The 17,521-nt window shown below is 60.5% G+C and carries 15 protein-coding genes and 1 pseudogene; 9 read left to right on the forward strand and 7 right to left on the reverse strand.

Features of this window, described 5'->3' with window-relative positions; all coding sequences use genetic code 11:
- Window positions 1–110 precede the first annotated feature (110 nt).
- From hutH to mdoH, 9 genes and pseudogenes are all read left to right on the forward strand, one after another.
- On the forward strand, window positions 111–1,643 hold the full coding sequence (gene hutH / locus KVG95_RS07480) for a histidine ammonia-lyase (protein ID WP_217855316.1): 1,533 nt from the start codon (window positions 111–113) through the stop codon (window positions 1,641–1,643).
- A 100-nt stretch (window positions 1,644–1,743) separates the two neighbouring features.
- Entirely contained in the window at window positions 1,744–2,949 is a 1,206-nt protein-coding gene (hutI, locus tag KVG95_RS07485) for an imidazolonepropionase (RefSeq protein ID WP_217855318.1), read from the forward strand.
- Between the two features lie 10 nt (window positions 2,950–2,959).
- On the forward strand, window positions 2,960–3,763 hold the full coding sequence (hutG, locus tag KVG95_RS07490) for an N-formylglutamate deformylase (protein WP_217855347.1): 804 nt from the start codon (window positions 2,960–2,962) through the stop codon (window positions 3,761–3,763).
- 277 nt (window positions 3,764–4,040) lie between these two features.
- Window positions 4,041–4,988 (forward strand): choline ABC transporter substrate-binding protein, encoded by a 948-nt coding sequence (locus tag KVG95_RS07495; RefSeq protein ID WP_217855355.1) that lies wholly within the window; start codon window positions 4,041–4,043, stop codon window positions 4,986–4,988.
- Between the two features lie 186 nt (window positions 4,989–5,174).
- A pseudogene (locus KVG95_RS07500) lies at window positions 5,175–6,095 on the forward strand (alpha/beta hydrolase).
- Window positions 6,096–6,210: 115 nt separating this feature from the next.
- A complete protein-coding gene (gene pip, locus KVG95_RS07505) occupies window positions 6,211–7,182 on the forward strand; it encodes a prolyl aminopeptidase (RefSeq protein WP_048396065.1) in 972 nt (323 codons plus the stop codon).
- Entirely contained in the window at window positions 7,179–7,616 is a 438-nt protein-coding gene (gene dtd / locus KVG95_RS07510; protein WP_123361149.1) for a D-aminoacyl-tRNA deacylase, read from the forward strand. The genes pip and dtd overlap by 4 nt, the downstream gene beginning before the upstream one ends.
- Before the next feature lie 320 nt (window positions 7,617–7,936).
- Window positions 7,937–9,742 carry a glucan biosynthesis protein G gene (locus KVG95_RS07515; protein WP_217855357.1) on the forward strand — a complete coding sequence of 602 codons (1,806 nt, stop codon included), beginning with the start codon at window positions 7,937–7,939 and terminating at the stop codon, window positions 9,740–9,742.
- The gene (gene mdoH / locus KVG95_RS07520; RefSeq protein WP_217855359.1) at window positions 9,735–12,305 is read left to right on the forward strand and encodes a glucans biosynthesis glucosyltransferase MdoH; all 2,571 of its coding nucleotides are present in this window, start codon (window positions 9,735–9,737) and stop codon (window positions 12,303–12,305) included. The genes KVG95_RS07515 and mdoH overlap by 8 nt, the downstream gene beginning before the upstream one ends.
- Window positions 12,306–12,434: 129 nt before the next feature.
- Here mdoH and KVG95_RS07525 read toward each other — a convergent pair whose 3' ends face one another.
- From KVG95_RS07525 to hisI, 7 genes are all read right to left on the reverse strand, one after another.
- On the reverse strand, window positions 12,435–14,351 hold the full coding sequence (locus KVG95_RS07525; protein ID WP_217855361.1) for a methyl-accepting chemotaxis protein: 1,917 nt from the start codon (window positions 14,349–14,351) through the stop codon (window positions 12,435–12,437).
- 127 nt (window positions 14,352–14,478) lie between these two features.
- The gene (locus KVG95_RS07530; RefSeq protein ID WP_217855364.1) at window positions 14,479–15,186 is read right to left on the reverse strand and encodes a 16S rRNA (uracil(1498)-N(3))-methyltransferase; all 708 of its coding nucleotides are present in this window, start codon (window positions 15,184–15,186) and stop codon (window positions 14,479–14,481) included.
- A complete protein-coding gene (gene tatC / locus KVG95_RS07535; protein ID WP_123721594.1) occupies window positions 15,183–15,977 on the reverse strand; it encodes a twin-arginine translocase subunit TatC in 795 nt (264 codons plus the stop codon). The genes KVG95_RS07530 and tatC overlap by 4 nt, the downstream gene beginning before the upstream one ends.
- On the reverse strand, window positions 15,974–16,435 hold the full coding sequence (gene tatB / locus KVG95_RS07540) for a Sec-independent protein translocase protein TatB (RefSeq protein WP_217855366.1): 462 nt from the start codon (window positions 16,433–16,435) through the stop codon (window positions 15,974–15,976). Before tatB ends, tatC begins: the two co-directional genes overlap by 4 nt.
- A gap of 10 nt (window positions 16,436–16,445) precedes the next feature.
- Window positions 16,446–16,724, reverse strand: a complete 279-nt coding sequence (locus KVG95_RS07545; RefSeq protein WP_123721592.1) for a twin-arginine translocase TatA/TatE family subunit — start codon at window positions 16,722–16,724, stop codon at window positions 16,446–16,448.
- A gap of 25 nt (window positions 16,725–16,749) precedes the next feature.
- Entirely contained in the window at window positions 16,750–17,082 is a 333-nt protein-coding gene (locus KVG95_RS07550; RefSeq protein ID WP_007899279.1) for a phosphoribosyl-ATP diphosphatase, read from the reverse strand.
- Window positions 17,075–17,476: a phosphoribosyl-AMP cyclohydrolase gene (gene hisI, locus KVG95_RS07555; RefSeq protein WP_007909357.1), complete on the reverse strand. Its 402-nt coding sequence runs from the start codon at window positions 17,474–17,476 to the stop codon at window positions 17,075–17,077. Before hisI ends, KVG95_RS07550 begins: the two co-directional genes overlap by 8 nt.
- Window positions 17,477–17,521 lie beyond the last annotated feature (45 nt).

Genomic DNA, 17,521 nt, shown 5'->3' on the forward strand with positions numbered 1-17,521 from the left:
ACACCAGCGTGCCAAGGCGCCAGCCCCTCTCAAAAAGTCGGGAAGCGACGGACAACGGAAATTTCCGGAGCGTCTGGTTAGTTAATAAAAACTCTCAAAAGGAGAATGATGTGACTGCGCTTAATTTGATTCCCGGCCAGCTGAGCCTTGCCCAACTGCGTGATGTTTATCAGCAACCGGTCAACATCACCCTCGACGAAAGTGCTTCGGCGCAAATCGAAGCCAGCGTTGCCTGTGTGGAACAGATCCTCGCCGAGAACCGCACCGCTTATGGCATCAACACCGGTTTCGGCCTGCTGGCCTCGACCCGCATCGCCAGTGAAGACCTGGAAAACCTCCAGCGCTCGCTGGTGCTGTCCCACGCCGCCGGTGTTGGCGAGCCGATCAGCGACGCCTTGGTGCGGCTGGTCATGGTGCTCAAGGTCAACAGCCTGAGCCGTGGTTTTTCCGGCATTCGCCGCGTGGTGATCGATGCACTGATCGCGCTAATCAATGCCGAGGTGTATCCGCACATTCCATTGAAAGGTTCGGTCGGCGCATCCGGCGATTTGGCACCATTGGCGCACATGTCGCTGGTGCTGCTGGGTGAAGGCAAGGCGCGTTACAAAGGCGAGTGGCTACCCGCCACCGAAGCGCTGAAAGTTGCTGGTCTGACTCCGCTGACCCTGGCTGCCAAAGAAGGTCTGGCGCTGCTCAACGGCACTCAGGTTTCTACCGCTTATGCATTGCGCGGTTTGTTCGAAGGCGAAGACCTGTTTGCTGGCGCCCTGGCCATTGGTGGCATGACTGTAGAAGCGGTACTGGGCTCGCGCTCGCCGTTTGATGCACGCATTCATGCGGCTCGCGGCCAGAAAGGCCAGATCGACGCCGCTGCCGCTTACCGCGATCTGCTGGGTGAGCGCAGCGAAGTGTCCGACTCGCACCAGAACTGCGAAAAGGTCCAGGACCCGTACTCCCTGCGCTGCCAGCCGCAAGTCATGGGCGCCTGCCTGACCCAGTTCCGTCAGGCCGCCGAAGTGCTCGCCATCGAAGCCAACGCCGTCTCCGACAACCCGCTGGTGTTCGCCGCTGAAGGCGACGTGATCTCCGGCGGTAACTTCCACGCCGAACCGGTGGCCATGGCTGCCGACAACATGGCCTTGGCCATCGCCGAAATCGGTTCGCTGAGCGAACGCCGCATCTCGCTGATGATGGATAAGCACATGTCACAACTGCCGCCATTCCTGGTGGCCAATGGCGGCGTGAACTCCGGCTTCATGATCGCTCAGGTGACTGCAGCAGCATTGGCCAGCGAGAACAAGGCGCTGTCTCATCCGCACTCGGTGGACAGTTTGCCGACATCGGCAAACCAGGAAGACCACGTGTCCATGGCTCCGGCGGCAGGTAAGCGTCTGTGGGAAATGGCGGAAAACACGCGTGGGGTTCTGGCAGTGGAGTGGCTGGCGGCGGCTCAGGGCCTCGACCTGCGTGAAGGTCTGAAAACCTCGGCCAAACTGGAAAAGGTCCGGGCGATTTTGCGGGCTGAAGTGCCGTTTTATGAGAAGGACCGTTTCTTTGCGCCAGACATCAATGCGGCCAGTGAGTTGTTGGCCACGCGTTGCCTGAATGAATTGGTGTCGGTGAAATTACTTCCTAGCCTGTAAGGGCCCCTTCGCGGGCAAGCCCGCACCCACAAGGATCTCGCTGAACCTGTGGGAGCAGGCTTGCCCGCGATACGATTTTGAACATTGTGGAGACTAAGGGATGAAAACTCTCTGGCAACACTGCCACGTCGCAACCATGGCGCAAGGCGTCTACTCGAGCATCGAGGATGCGGCCATCGTGACGTCAGGTGCGCACATTGAGTGGATTGGTCCGCGCGGCGAACTGCCGTCGGGCGAGTACCCGGCCGTCAATGATCTTAAAGGGGCCTGGGTGACTCCGGGCCTGATCGACTGCCACACCCACACGGTGTTCGGCGGTAACCGCAGCGGTGAATTCGAACAGCGCCTGCAAGGCGTCAGCTATGCAGAAATTGCTGCGGCCGGTGGTGGCATCGCCAGCACCGTGCGCGCTACTCGCGCGGCGACCGAAGACGAGCTGTTCGCCAGCGCCGCCAAGCGCCTGAAGAGCCTGATGCGCGACGGCGTGACCACGGTCGAGATGAAGTCCGGCTACGGCCTGGACCTGGCCAGCGAACGCAAGATCCTGCGGGTGATCCGCCGTCTTGGCGCCGAGCTGCCGGTCAGCGTGCGCAGCACTTGCCTTGCCGCCCATGCCTTGCCGCCGGAATACGTTGATCGCGCCGACGACTACATCGATCACATCTGCGCCGAGATGCTCCCGGCCCTGGCCGCCGAAGGGCTGGTGGATGCAGTGGACGCTTTCTGCGAGTACCTGGCGTTTTCGCCGGAACAGGTCGAACGGGTTTTCGTCGCTGCGCAGAACCTCGGCTTGCCAGTGAAGCTGCATGCCGAGCAATTGTCGTCGTTGCACGGTTCGAGCCTGGCGGCGCGTTACCACGCGTTGTCCGCCGACCATCTGGAATTCATGACCGAAGACGACGCCATCGCCATGGCCAAGTCCGGCACGGTCGCGGTATTGCTGCCCGGCGCGTTCTACTTCCTGCGGGAAACCCAATTGCCGCCGATGGAAGCCCTGCGCAAACACGGTGTAAAAATCGCCATCGCCAGCGACCTCAACCCGGGCACTTCGCCGGCGCTGTCGTTGCGCTTGATGCTGAACATGGCCTGCACCTGTTTCCGCATGACCCCGGAAGAGGCTCTTGCTGGCGCAACGATTCATGCCGCCACCGCGCTGGGCATGGCCGAGACTCACGGTTCGCTGGAAGCCGGAAAAGTCGCAGACTTCGTCGCCTGGCAGATTGATCGACCGGCGGACCTGTCGTACTGGCTGGGCGGCGACCTGGAAAAACGCGTCGTGCGTCACGGCGTCGAAACAAGCGTTTAGGAGAGCAGTTGTGGATAAGGTTCTGAACTTCAAACAAGGCCGCGTGCCGCTGCTGATCAGCATGCCCCACGCCGGCCTGCGCCTGACCCCAGTGGTCGAAGCGGGATTGATTCCCGACGCGAAAAGCCTGCCGGACACCGACTGGCACATCCCCCGGCTGTACGAATTCGCCGCCGAGCTGGGCGCGAGTACCCTGGCAGCCGAGTACTCGCGGTTTGTCATCGACCTGAACCGACCGTCCGACGACAAGCCTTTATATGTCGGCGCTACCACCGGTCTGTACCCGGCCACGCTGTTCGACGGTATTCCATTGTTCCGCGAAGGGCTGGAACCATCGGCCGCAGAACGGGCGACTTATCTGGAGCACATCTGGACGCCGTACCACCGCACCTTGCAGGAAGAACTGGCGCGGCTGAAAGCCGAATACGGCTACGCGCTGCTATTCGATGCGCACTCGATCCGCTCAATCATCCCGCACCTGTTCGACGGCAAGCTACCGGACTTCAACCTCGGCACCTTCAACGGCGCCAGTTGCGATCCACAATTGGCCAGCCAACTGGAAGCTATCTGCGCACGGCATGGCGATTACAGCCATGTGCTGAACGGTCGCTTCAAGGGCGGGCACATTACCCGGCATTACGGTAACCCGGCCGAGAACATCCATGCCGTGCAACTGGAGTTGGGTCAGTGCACGTACATGGAAGAGTTCGAGCCATTCCGCTATCGCCCGGACCTGGCGGCACCGACGCAAGTGGTGCTCAGGGAATTGCTGCAAGGGCTGCTGGCGTGGGGTCAACAGCGATATCAGGCATAACCATTCACCTGTGGGAGCGGGCTTGCTCGCGAAGAGGGAATGTCAGTCGACATCTATGTTGCCTGGTACACCGCCTTCGCGAGCAAGCCCGCTCCCACATGGATTGCGATTAACCCCTTCGCCACAGGTCGCCTCGATACCTGACTGGAACTGTCGCCACTGTGCAAATCTCGGTCGCTACAGTTCGCTTTTACCCTCTCGACGCTGCGTAATGTTCTGGGCACGGTGCATGAAGACACCGGGCCCATAATAATCTGCTGCCGAGCGAGCCTTCCCGATGAAACGACTGTTCAACCGCTGTCTGTTAATCCTCACCGGCACTGCTCTTCTGAGCACCAGCGTTTTCGCCAACGACCCCGCTTCCTGCAAGACCGTACGCATGGGCGTGGTCAACTGGACCGATGTGATCGCCACCAGCGGCATGGCTGACGTATTGCTCAACGGCCTCGGCTACGAAAGCAAGCAAACCAGCGCCGTGCAGCAAATCATCTTCGCCGGCATCCGCGACAAACGCCTCGATATCTTCCTCGGTTACTGGAAACCAGCGATGGACAAAAACATCGCGCCGTTCGTGGCCGCCAATCAAGTGAAGGTCATGGACAAACCGAGCCTCTCGGATGCCCAGGCGACCCTTGCCGTGCCTGACTACGTTGCGGCGGCGGGGCTGAAAACCTTCGCCGACATCGCCAGATTCAAGGATCAACTCGGCGGCAAGATCTACGGCATCGAGCCGGGCAGCGGCGCCAACACCACGATCAAAACCATGATCGAGACCAACCGCTTTGGCTTGAAGGACTTCAAACTGATCGAATCCGGTGAGGCCGGGATGCTGGCCGCCGTGCAGCGGGCGGTCAATCGCAAGGAGTTCGTGGTGTTCGTCGGCTGGACCCCGCATCCGATGAACATCAACATGAACATCGCCTACCTGACCGGCAGCGAAGACGTCTACGGGCCGAACGAAGGCGCGGCGACCGTTTCCACCGTGACCGCGCCGGACTATGCCGAACGCTGCCCGAACGTGAACCGCCTGTTGGAAAACCTGACTTTTACCGCCGCTCAGGAAAGCCAGTTGATGGTGCCGATCATGGAGCGCAAGACGCCGCAGGAGGTCGCCAGGCAATGGCTGCGTGATCATCCCGAAGATCTTCAACGATGGCTGGCAGGTGTCAGCAGTTTTGATGGCAAGGAGGGTGTGGCAACCGTTCAGGCCAGTTTGAAAAACTGACTGGTCGAACGGGATCACTGTGGCGAGGGGGAGCGCAGAACCTGTGGGAGCGTGGCTTGCCCGCGAAGAACGATGACGCGTAATACCTGAAAAACCGCGGCGCATTCTTCGCGGGCAAGCCACGCTCCCACAGGATTTGCGTCGTTCAAATTTTTTGACTTCCTCTATTTGGCTGGCTGCAGGCTCATGGCTCCTTATCCACTCTCTGAACACATGGCGGCTTTCGTCGAGAAAACCCTCAGCTTCAACAGCACCGACAGCAGCCTCACCGGTTTGCGTCAGGTCTACAGCGAGATGTGCCGGGCGTTTACCCCGCCATGCCCCGCAGGACTTGAGGTGGTCGACTTTCAATTGGCAGGCGTAGCCGTACGCTCCTGGCAACCGCCGGTCACGCCGCCGACCAACGGTTAGCCGTGCATTGTGTATCTGCACGGTGGCGGTTGGGTGGTGGGGGATCTGGATTCCCACGCCTTCATCTGCGCCGAACTGGCGTCGGTGCTCGGGGTGATGGTGATCGCCGTCGATTATCGGCTGGCACCGGAGCATCCGTTCCCGGCGGCGTTCGATGACTGCCTGAGTATCTGGCGCGCGCTGCACGCGGGACCGTTTCAGCTCGACCCTGTGCGCACCCTGGTGGCGGGCGACAGCGCTGGCGGCAATCTCGCCGCTGCGTTGTGCCTCGCGTTGCGCGATGCCGGTGAGCCAATGCCATGCGCACAAGTTCTGATCTATCCGGGACTGGGCGGCGACCACCGATTGCCGTCGCGCAACGAATGCGCCGATGCGCCATTGCTCAGCAGCAGCGATCTGGATTGTTATCACGCGTTGTATTTAGGCGGACCCCGCCAACCGGGTGCCTATGCGATGCCCTTGCTCGCCGACGATTTCAGCGGTCTGCCACCGGCATTGATCGCCGTGGCGCAGTTCGACCCGCTGCGCGATGACGGCGTGCTTTACGCTGAGCGACTCAACGCCGCAGGCGTAAGCGCAACGCTTTATTACGGGGAGGGGCTGGTTCACGGCTGTTTGCGGGCGCGGGGGCAGGTCGCCGAGGTCGACCGACTCTATGAAACCCTGCTCGGCTATTTGGCTGAGAAAACGGGCTGACAAACTCTGACGCGCCAAGGGGCATGCTCATTGAAGTAATTCGGGTTTATGATGCCGGACGGCAGAATAATAGAAGTCCCCCCAGGGATGACCTCGACCCCTTACGGAGCGCGCAATGCAGACTTTGTACCCGCAGATCAAACCCCACGCCCGGCACGATCTGGCTGTCGATAAAACCCACACGCTGTATGTCGACGAAAGCGGTTCGCCGGAAGGTTTGCCGGTGGTGTTCATCCACGGCGGCCCTGGCGCCGGATGTGATGCCCAGAGCCGCCGGTATTTCGATCCGAACCTGTATCGCATTGTCACCTTCGACCAGCGTGGTTGCGGTCGCTCCACGCCCCACGCCAGCCTGGAAAACAACACCACTTGGGATCTGGTCGCCGACCTTGAGCGCATTCGCAAACACCTGGGCATCGACAAGTGGGTGCTGTTCGGCGGCTCCTGGGGTTCGACCCTGGCCCTGGCCTACGCGCAAACCCATCCGGAGCGCGTACACGGTTTGATTCTGCGCGGGATTTTTCTCTGCCGTCCCCAGGAAATCGAGTGGTTCTACCAGTGTGGCGCCAGTCGCCTGTTTCCCGATTACTGGCAGGACTACATCGCGCCGATCCCGCAGGACGAACGCCACGACTTGCTCTCGGCGTTCCACAAACGCCTGGTGGGCAACGATCAGATTGCCCAGATGCACGCGGCCAAGGCCTGGTCCATGTGGGAAGGCCGCACCGCCACCCTGCGGCCGAATCCGCTGGTGGTCGACCGCTTCTCCGAGCCTCAGCGTGCGTTGTCCATCGCCCGTATCGAGTGTCACTACTTCACCAACAATGCTTTCCTCGAGCCGAACCAACTGATTCGTGACATGGCCAAGATCGCCCACCTGCCTGGCGTTATCGTCCATGGTCGTTACGACGTGATCTGTCCGTTGGACAACGCCTGGGAATTGCATCAGGCCTGGCCGAACAGCGAATTGCAGGTGATTCGCGACGCCGGTCATGCAGCGTCCGAATCGGGTATCACCGATGCCTTGGTACGCGCCGCTGATCTGATGGCCCGCCGTATGCTCAACCTGTCGCCTGACGAAGCATGAAGGGCCTGCTGCAACGCGTGCGTGGCGCGCGAGTCGAGGTTGCGGGAGAGGTGGTTGGCGCGATAGATCAGGGGTTGCTGGTGCTGGTGGCGGTCGAGCCCGACGATACTCCGGCCAGTGCCGACAAACTTCTGCATAAACTGCTTAACTATCGAGTATTCAGTGACGCCGAGGGCAAGATGAATCTGTCCCTGGCGGACGTAGGCGGTGGGTTGCTGCTGGTCTCGCAGTTCACCCTGGCCGCCGACACCAAAAACGGGTTGCGCCCCAGTTTTTCGACTGCGGCTCCTCCTGCTTTGGGCGAGGAGCTGTTCGACTATCTATTGGGTAAAGCGAAACAGGTGCATGGCACTGTGGCATCAGGTAGATTCGGCGCGGATATGCAGGTGCATCTGGTCAATGATGGCCCGGTAACCTTCCTGTTACAGACGTGAAAGCGCTTGAAATATCTTTTTAGGTGCATTTCGACTGTAAACAGAGGCTTTTCCCGATAAATACTTGGTTCCCCCTGATGCGTTGTAACGCGGCCTGCTAGATAATCGCGCGCTACGGGGATCGGCGTTCGTTGGTCCGTTTTGACTTAGGTAGAGACTTGTCCGAGGCCTGTTGGGGAATCATTTTGCCCCATAGGAGTCGGAACAATGCTCGCCAACTTGGCAAGAGTCGTTCGCAGGGTCGGTTTTTTCCACCGCACACCGTGCTGGCACTTTAACTGGCCGTTGGTTTTTTGATCTGTTTTCGGCGAGGGTTGCTCGTGATTGTTAGTCCCTGTAATGCACCAAAATTGTCTGCCAAACGGTTTCGAAGCGCTCTGGTAGCAGGCTCTGCACTGCTCTGCCTGTTCAGCGCCGGCCAACTTTGGGCATTCAATCTGGATGACGTATCGGTCAAGGCAAAAGAGCTGGCCGGGCAAAAATACGAAGCCCCGCGCAGTAACCTGCCGAATGAATTTCGCGAGATGAAATTCGCTGACTATCAAAAAATTCGGTTCCTCACGGAAAAAGCCGAATGGGCGAACCAGAAAACCCCATTCAAGCTATCGTTCTATCATCAGGGTATGCACTTCGATACGCCGGTGAAAATCAACGAAATCACGGCCAACACCGTCGAAGAGATCAAATACGACCCAAGTCGTTTCGATTTCGGCGACGTGAAGTTCGATCCTAAAGCCACCGAACAGCTGGGTTATGCCGGTTTCCGTGTGCTGTACCCGATCAACAAGGCCGACAAGCAAGACGAAATCATGACGATGCTTGGCGCGAGTTATTTCCGCGTCATCGGCAAGGGGCAAACCTACGGTCTGTCCGCTCGCGGCATGGCCATTGATACCGCGTTGCCATCCGGCGAAGAGTTCCCGCGCTTCACCGAGTTCTGGATTCAACAGCCGAAACCGGGTGACAAGCACCTGGTGATCTTCGCCCTGCTGGATTCGCCGCGTGCCACCGGTGCCTATCGCCTGACCCTGCGTCCGGGCAGCGACACGGTCGTCGACGTCAAGGCCAGGATGTTCCTGCGTGACAAGGTCGCCAAACTCGGCGTTGCGCCGCTCACCAGCATGTTCCTGTTCGGCGCCAACCAGCCGTCGAAAGTGCTGAACTACCGTCGCGAACTGCACGATTCCAGCGGCCTGTCGATTCATGCTGGTAACGGCGAATGGATCTGGCGTCCACTGAACAATCCGAAACACCTGTCCGTGAGTAACTTCTCGATCGAGAACCCGCGCGGTTTCGGCTTGCTGCAACGTGGCCGTGACTTCAGTCACTACGAAGACCTCGATGACCGCTACGACAAGCGCCCAAGTGCCTGGATCGAACCGAAAGGCGATTGGGGCAAAGGCTCCGTCGATCTGGTAGAGATTCCTACGGCTGACGAAACCAACGACAATATTGTCGCTTTCTGGAGCCCGGAAAAACTGCCTGAGCCTGGCCAGTCCCTGGACGTTGCATACCGCATGCACTGGACCATCGACGAAGCCTCCCTGCATTCGCCGGACAGCGCCTGGGTTCAACAGACCCTGCGTTCCACGGGTGACGTCAAGCAGTCGAACCTGATTCGTCAGCCGGACGGCAGCGTGGCCTATCTGGTGGATTTCGAAGGCCCGTCCCTGCAAGTCCTGCCGGAAGATGCTGAAGTACGCAGCCAGGTGAGTGTTGGCGACAACGCAGAACTGGTCGAGAACAGCGTCCGTTACAACCCTGAAACCAAGGGCTGGCGCCTGACATTGCGGATGAAGATCAAGGATCCAAGCAAAGCCACCGAAATGCGCGCAGCGCTGGTCAAGAACATCTCGCCTGCCGAGGCGCTCAAGACCGCGGCGCCAGCGTCCAGTTCTTCCGTTGCCAAGGCCGACAAGATCGCCGCCCGACAGCAAGAGAAGAAGGACAAGGAAGCCAAGCAGACTGAAGCGCAAGCCCAGCAAGTCAAGGACACCAAGGACAAGGACAACAAAGACGCCAAGCAGCCTGTTGCTGCTGAAGCGGCCCCAGCCACAACGGAATCGGCACCGACTGAACAAGTCCTGACCGAGACCTGGAGCTATCAGTTGCCCGCCGATGAGTAATTCACAAGTACAGCCACAAACGCTTGCCGAATATCTGGCGCATTTGCCGATGAGCGACGAGCAGCGCGCGGAACTCGCGGGCTGCAAGTCTTTCAGTGAACTGCATGAACGTCTGTCGTCCTCGACGTTCGACGCGCCGACCGAGGCTGCTCAAGCCTCGGTTGGCCGGCGCCTGACCCTGAACACCGCCGAAGAACTGGCGGACTCGGAAATGCTGGTGCTCGACGCCAGTGGCCGGGTTTGCCTGAAGGCAACCCCGCCGATCCGTCGGACCAAAGTCGTGCCGGAGCCGTGGCGCACCAACATTCTGGTGCGTGGCTGGCGTCGGCTGACCGGTCGCACCAATCCGCCGGCTCCGCCGAAGGATGAGAACGTGCTGCCGGCAGCTCGCTGGCGCACCGTCGGTTCGATCCGCCGTTACATTCTGCTGGTGCTGATGCTCGGTCAGACGATCGTCGCCGGCTGGTACATGAAAGGCATCATGCCGTACCAGGGCTGGTCGTTCGTCGATCTTGAAGAAGTTCTGCATCAACCTCTGACCCAAACCGCCACGCAAGTGCTGCCATATGCCTTGCAAACCAGCATTCTGATTATGTTCGGGATTCTGTTCTGCTGGGTCTCGGCGGGGTTCTGGACCGCGCTGATGGGCTTCCTCGAGTTGATCACCGGCCGTGACAAGTACCGCATTTCCGGCGCCAGCGCCGGCAACGAGCCGATCGCCAAGGACGCACGCACCGCACTGGTGATGCCGATCTGCAACGAAGACGTGCCGCGGGTGTTCGCCGGTTTGCGGGCGACCTTCGAGTCGGTTGCGGCCTCGGGTAATCTGGATCGCTTCGACTTTTTCGTGCTCAGCGACAGTAACGACGCCGACATCTGCGTTGCCGAGCAGCAGGCCTGGCTGGACGTCTGCCGTGAAGGCAAAGGCTTCGGCAAGATCTTCTATCGCCGCCGCCGCCGCCGCGTAAAACGTAAAAGCGGCAACCTCGACGACTTCTGCCGTCGTTGGGGCGGTGACTACAAGTACATGGTCGTGCTCGACGCCGACAGCGTAATGAGCGGCGAATGCCTGAGCAGTCTGGTGCGCCTGATGGAAGCCACGCCGGACGCCGGGATCATCCAGACCGCGCCGCGTGCGTCGGGCATGGACACCCTTTATGCGCGTATGCAGCAGTTCGCCACGCGTGTGTACGGTCCGCTGTTCACTGCCGGTCTGCACTTCTGGCAGTTGGGCGAATCCCACTACTGGGGTCACAACGCGATTATCCGCATGAAGCCGTTCATCGAGCACTGCGCCCTGGCGCCGTTGCCCGGTAAAGGCGCGTTTGCCGGTGCGATTCTGTCCCACGACTTCGTCGAAGCTGCGCTGATGCGCCGTGCCGGCTGGGGCGTATGGATTGCCTACGACTTGCCGGGCAGCTACGAAGAACTGCCACCAAACCTGCTGGACGAACTCAAGCGTGATCGTCGCTGGTGCCACGGCAACCTGATGAACTTCCGGCTGTTCCTGGTCAAGGGCATGCACCCGGTGCACCGTGCGGTGTTCCTGACCGGCGTCATGTCGTACCTGTCTGCGCCGTTGTGGTTCTTGTTCCTGGTGTTGTCGACGGCCTTGCTGGCGGTCAACACGTTGATGGAGCCGCAATACTTCCTGGAACCGCGTCAGCTCTATCCACTGTGGCCACAATGGCAGCCGGACAAGGCGATTGCGCTGTTCTCGACGACCATCGTGCTGCTGTTCCTGCCGAAATTGCTGAGCATCATCCTGATCTGGGCCAAGGGCGCGAAAGAGTTCGGTGGCAAGTTCAAGGTGACGCTGTCGATGCTGCTGGAGATGTTGTTCTCCATGTTGCTGGCGCCGGTGCGGATGATTTTCCACACCCGTTTCGTACTCGCAGCGTTCCTCGGCTGGGCCGCGACCTGGAACTCGCCACAACGTGACGATGACTCCACGCCATGGAGCGAAGCGGTCAAACGCCACGGTCCGCAAACCTTGCTGGGCTTCTTCTGGGCGCTGTTGGTGATCTGGCTGAACCCGAGCTTCCTCTGGTGGCTGGTGCCGATTGTCGGTTCGCTGATGCTGTCGATCCCGGTATCGGTGATCTCCAGCCGTGTCGGCCTGGGCCTCAAGTCCCGTGACGAAAGCCTGTTCCTGATCCCTGAGGAATACAATCCGCCACAGGCGTTGCTGGCGACCGATCAGTACACCCACGAAAACCGTTGGCATGCGCTGAACGACGGCTTCGTCCGGGCAGTGGTCGATCCACAACAGAACGCCTTGGCGTGCGCGCTGGCGACGTCCCGTCACCGTCAGGCAGAACCGATCGAATGGCTGCGTATCGAGCGGGTTCGCCATGCGATGAAGGTCGGACCTGCCGGGCTGACCAACGACGAGCGTGTGGCCCTGCTGAGTGATCCGGTGGCACTGGGTCGCTTGCATGAGCAAGTCTGGAACGAAGGCCACGCCGAGTGGCTGCAAGCCTGGCGCACATCGGTGGATGCCGATCCCCATGCGCCGCTGTTGCCGCTCAAGCCTGTGAGCGTACAGCCTCAGTTGGCCTAATGAAAAACCCCGCGAAAGCGGGGTTTTTTTTGTGCTGCTGATCTGACTGAGCGGCGCGAATCCTGTGGGAGCGGGCTTGCTCGCGAATGCATCACCCGGTTTCAAGCGAACCGGGATACCCGCATCAGCTCAAACCTTGAACCGCCCCACCAGCATCTGCAAATGCGTCCCCAACCGCGCCAGCTCGACGCTGGAGGCCGCGGTCTCTTCACTGGCGGCCGAGGTCTGCTCGGACACATCGCGCACGTTCAGCACGCTGCGGTTGATCTCTTCGGCCACTGCGCTCTGTTGCTCGGCAGCAGCAGCGATCTGCTGGTTCATCGACTGGATCGCCGACACAGTGCGGGTGATGCTTTCCAGCGAACCACCGGCGCGGCGGGTCAGTTCGACGCTGCTGTCGGTCAGGTTGCGGCTGTTGTCCATGATGGTTGCGACTTGCTGAGTGCCGGTTTGCAGGCCGACGATCAACTCTTCGATTTCTTCGGTGGACTTCTGGGTGCGCTGGGCCAGGCTGCGGACTTCGTCTGCGACCACCGCAAAACCGCGCCCGGCTTCACCGGCGCGGGCGGCTTCGATGGCGGCGTTGAGCGCCAACAGGTTGGTTTGCTGGGCCACGGACTTGATCACGTCGAGCACGCTGCCGATCTTGTCGCTTTCGCGCTTCAGATGCCCCATGGCTTCGGTGGAGTTACCGACTTCGGTAGCCAGGCGCTCGATCTGGGCGATGGCTTCGCCAACCACCCGGTCACCCTCGCGGGCCTGCTGGTCGGCGGCGACGGCTGCTTCGGATGCTTCCTCGGCGTTACGCGCGACTTCCTGCACCGTGGCGGTCATTTCGTGCATGGCGGTGGCCACCTGATCGGTCTCGACCTTCTGGCTGTTGACCCCGGCGCTGGTCTGCTCAGTGACGGCGGACAGCTCTTCAGCGGCGCTGGCGATTTGGGTCACGCCATCGCTGATGCCACCGATCAGATCTCGCAGGCCCAGGGTCATGCTCTGCATGGCGCGCTGTAACTGACCCAGTTCGTCCCGGCGTTCGGACGTCAGGTTGTGAGTCAGGTCGCCCGCGGCGACACGCTCGGCCACTTTGAGGGTCTGGCTCAGAGGAATGACGATCTGGCGAGTGATGGCCCAAGCTGCGAACAAGCCAAAGGCCGACGCGAGGACGGTGGCCATCAGCAGCAGGTTTTTGGCGTGCGCTGCATCGGAGTCACGCACGACGGTTTGCGAGACAGTGAGCTTTTTGCTGAGGTCGAGCAGAATGTCGCCTTGCGTGCTCATGCGTTTGAGGGCGGCAGCGCTGGCGACCTGGGAGTCGCGGAACTGGCTGACGGCCGCGCGATAGGCTTTGAGTGAGTCGGTCGCTTGTTGCAGGTTGGCGATGTGTTGTTCCGGCAGTTGAGACGGCAGGCTTTCGAGGTTTTTCAGAGCGTTGCCAATGGCGTCCAGCGCAGGCTGCTCGGCCTCGGGTTTACCGCTGTAGGTATAGCCGCGGACCTGGAAACGCGCTTGTTGGATCAGCTTGCTCAGGTCGATCACGTTGTTGAACTGAGCGACGCTGTCGCCTTGCAACAAGGATTTTTCGACTTCGGCGACACGGGCCACGGCGTTATCGGCGGTGGCGCCCAGTTTGCTGCGAGCATCTTCGCGGGTAGCGGTGGCCTGAGTCATATCAGCGAAGGCGCGTTTGTATTCGCTGACCGCGGCCAATTGTTGATCGATCATTGCCACGTCGGCAGGCTGTTCGATCAGCGAGCGGGCGGTTTTCAGGCCGGTATCGAGTTGGCCGATCAGCTCGTTGACAGCGCCCGGGCCTTGTTCGCCACGGCGCATGTCGTAATCCAGGCGGGCGAGGCGCAGGTCTTTGGTCAGCTCATTGAGGCTGGAAATAAACCCAAGCGTATCGCCACGGCTGATCACACCGCTCAGACCGGTCCAGCCGGTGAAGGTGATCAACAAGGTCAGAAGTAGCACCAGACCGAAGCCGATACCCAGTTTGCGATTGACGCTTACGTTTCCCAGTTTCTCGGCTAGCCAACGGTACATGCTGCAACTCCCCTAGGACCTAATCGGTTTTATGGGAACTGTATCGGCCGGCTGGCAGGGATCTGTAGGGGAGTAAACACTTGTGGCGAGGGCGCAAGCTCCCTCGCCACAAGTAGGGTGTTTGACGTTAAAACAGTCGCGAAAGCAGCGCAGTGACGGCGGTTTCAACCCGCAGGATGCGCTCGCCAAGTTGCACCGGTTGCAGGCCGGCCTTGCCCAGCAAGTCGATTTCGTAGGGAATCCAGCCGCCTTCGGGGCCGATGGCCAGGGTCACGGGTTCGTCCAGGCCACGAGGGCAGGGCGGGTAGTTACCGGGATGACCGACCAGACCGAGGGTGCCTTCGGTAATGGCCGGCAAACGATCTTCGACAAAGGGCTTGAAGCGCTTCTCGATGACGACTTCCGGCAGCACGCTGTCCCGGGCCTGTTCAAGACCCAGGATCAACTGCTCGCGAATCGCCTCGGGTTCCAGGAACGGGGTTTGCCAGAAGCTCTTCTCGACGCGATAGCTGTTCACCAGCACGATGCGCGGCACACCCATGGCGGCCACGGTCTGAAACACCCGACGGAGCATTTTCGGTCGCGGCAGGGCCAGCACCAAAGTCAGTGGCAGCTTGGCCGGTGGCGGCTGGTCGAGGGTGACGCGCAACTCGGCTTCATCGGCGTCCAGGCGCAGCAACTCGGCCGAGCCCATCAAACCGCCGATACGCCCGACCCGCAGGCTGTCGCCAACCACCGAGCGATGGACTTCCTGCATATGAGTCAACCGGCGATCGCGCAGGATCGCCCGGTCGGCCGCAATGAAGTCGGCCTCTTCGAGGAGCAGCAGGTTCACGCTTGGGTCGCTGGCGGCTGGTCGTTGTGATCGTCAGCCGGCTGATCGTCCGGGTGCTCGCCGCGCTTGCTGATCAGGCTACCGAACAGGATGCCGATCTCGAACAGCAACCACATCGGAACGGCCAGCAACGTCTGCGAGAAGATGTCCGGCGGCGTCAGGATCATGCCGACCACGAAGCAGCCGATGATCACGTACGGACGTATTTTCTTCAGGTAGGCGACGTTGACCACACCGATCCATACCAGCAGCACCACGGCTACCGGAATCTCGAACGCCACGCCGAAGGCGAAGAACAGCGTCATGACGAAATCGAGGTAGCTGCTGATGTCGGTCATCATCTCCACGCCGGCCGGGGTGGCGGCGGCGAAGAACTTGAAGATCAGCGGGAACACCAGGTAATAGGCGAACGCCATGCCGGTATAGAACAGCATGATGCTCGATACCAGCAAGGGCACGGCGATGCGCTTCTCATGCTTGTACAGGCCCGGTGCGATGAAGCCCCAGATCTGATGCAGAATCACCGGGATCGCCAGGAACAGCGAAACCATCATGGTCAGTTTCAGCGGCGTCAGGAATGGCGACGACACGTCGGTTGCGATCATTGTCGCGCCGGCCGGCAGGTACTGGCGCAGCGGCGTGGAGACGAAGGTATAGATCTGCTGGGTGAAGGCGAACAACCCGGCGAAGATGATGAAGATCGCCGCTACGCAACGCAGCAGGCGAGTGCGCAACTCGGTGAGGTGCGAAACCAGCGGCATGTGCTGGTCGTTTTCGGGGAGATCGCTCATGAGGCTCGCGGCGGCAAAGTGGTGTCGTGAGGCGCCGGTGTTGTCGGCGCGGCGGCTGGAGCAACAGGTTCAACGGACGCGACCACCGGCGCCGGCTCAACAGCTTTCACCGTTTCCGTTGGTGCAGCGGCAGGTGCAGCTTCTACAATCGGAGCATGAATCGTCTGCTCCGCCGCGGGCTCAACCGGCTGAACCGGCGTCGGCTCCTGCTGAGTCGGCGTGAAGATCTTCCGCGCCTCCTGCTCCAGGGACAGAATGTGCTCGTTGTGCAGTTGCCGGCGAATCTCGTCGGCACCGATTTCACGTTCAACTTCTTGTTTGATCGCGTTGAAGCTGCGCTTCAGCCGCCCAACCCACAGACCGGCGGTGCGCGCAGCGCCCGGCAGACGCTCGGGGCCCAGCACCAGCAGGGCGACAAGGCCGACAAGCAGCAGTTCAGAGAAGCTGATACCAAACATTAGTCAGTGCTCACGAGTCTTTGCGGATCGGCTCTTCGACTTTTTGCGCCTGCACGTCGATGGTGTGCGGCGGGTTCACGGACTGTGTGGTCTGTGGCTGAACAGGTGGAACCGGTTGGGCCGGGGTCGCTGTCGGGTCAGCCGGTTTCTCGTCGTCGTTCATGGCTTTACGAAAGCCCTTGATCGACTCGCCCACGTCAGTGCCGAGGTTTTTCAGTTTCTTGGTGCCGAACACCAGCACCACGACAACCAGGATGACGACCCAGTGTTTCCAGTCAAAAATGCCCATGTTGCGTTCCTCTCTAAATAGTTGTTCAGGCGGACGGGCGAGAGGCTTTCTCGGCGTGTCCGGACAGACCGAAGCGACGGTCCAGTTCATCGAGCACAGCCTGTGGATGCTGCCCCAGTTGGGCGAGCATGACCATGCTGTGGAACCACAAATCGGCGGTCTCGTAGATCACATCGCTGCAGTCACCGCTGATGGCGGCATCCTTGGCGGCAATGATGGTTTCGACCGACTCTTCGCCGACTTTTTCCAGAATCTTGTTCAAGCCCTTGTGGTACAGGCTGGCGACATACGAGCTATCGGCGGCGGCGCCTTTGCGCTCTTCCAGCACCTGAGCCAGACGGGTCAAAGTGTCACTCATGTTTGTGTCCTGCGGAATAGATAGCGTGCGGGTCTTTCAGCACCGGGTCGACGGTTTTCCAGTCGCCGTTCTCGAAGACGCGGTAGAAGCAGCTCTGACGGCCGGTATGGCAGGCGATGTCGCCGATCTGCTCAACCATCAGGATGATCACGTCAGCGTCACAGTCCAGGCGCATCTCATGCAGGGTTTGCACGTGGCCGGACTCTTCGCCCTTGCGCCAGAGCTTGCCACGGGAACGTGACCAGTAAATGGCACGGTTCTCGGCAGCGGTCAATTCCAGCGCTTCGCGGTTCATCCAGGCCATCATCAGGACGCGTCCGGTCTTGTGATCCTGGGCAATCGCGGGCACCAGGCCATCGGCGTCCCACTTGATCTCGTCCAGCCAGTTTTTCATCTTCGACTCCGACAGCGGGCTCTACTTCAATAGTTGAGGCCGACG

It is taken from the genome of Pseudomonas farris, assembly GCF_019145235.1.
Taxonomy (GTDB): Bacteria; Pseudomonadota; Gammaproteobacteria; order Pseudomonadales; family Pseudomonadaceae; genus Aquipseudomonas; species Aquipseudomonas farris.

Coding starts and splice junctions, on each gene's coding strand:
- hutI (WP_217855318.1), top strand. CDS start 1,744: ATGAAAACTCTCTGGCAACACTGCCACGTCGCAACCATGGCGCAAGGC.
- KVG95_RS07495 (WP_217855355.1), top strand. CDS start 4,041: ATGAAACGACTGTTCAACCGCTGTCTGTTAATCCTCACCGGCACTGCT.
- pip (WP_048396065.1), top strand. CDS start 6,211: ATGCAGACTTTGTACCCGCAGATCAAACCCCACGCCCGGCACGATCTG.
- dtd (WP_123361149.1), top strand. CDS start 7,179: ATGAAGGGCCTGCTGCAACGCGTGCGTGGCGCGCGAGTCGAGGTTGCG.
- mdoH (WP_217855359.1), top strand. CDS start 9,735: ATGAGTAATTCACAAGTACAGCCACAAACGCTTGCCGAATATCTGGCG.
- KVG95_RS07525 (WP_217855361.1), bottom strand. CDS start 14,351: ATGTACCGTTGGCTAGCCGAGAAACTGGGAAACGTAAGCGTCAATCGC.
- tatC (WP_123721594.1), bottom strand. CDS start 15,977: ATGAGCGATCTCCCCGAAAACGACCAGCACATGCCGCTGGTTTCGCAC.
- tatB (WP_217855366.1), bottom strand. CDS start 16,435: ATGTTTGGTATCAGCTTCTCTGAACTGCTGCTTGTCGGCCTTGTCGCC.
- KVG95_RS07545 (WP_123721592.1), bottom strand. CDS start 16,724: ATGGGCATTTTTGACTGGAAACACTGGGTCGTCATCCTGGTTGTCGTG.
- KVG95_RS07550 (WP_007899279.1), bottom strand. CDS start 17,082: ATGAGTGACACTTTGACCCGTCTGGCTCAGGTGCTGGAAGAGCGCAAA.
- hisI (WP_007909357.1), bottom strand. CDS start 17,476: ATGAAAAACTGGCTGGACGAGATCAAGTGGGACGCCGATGGCCTGGTG.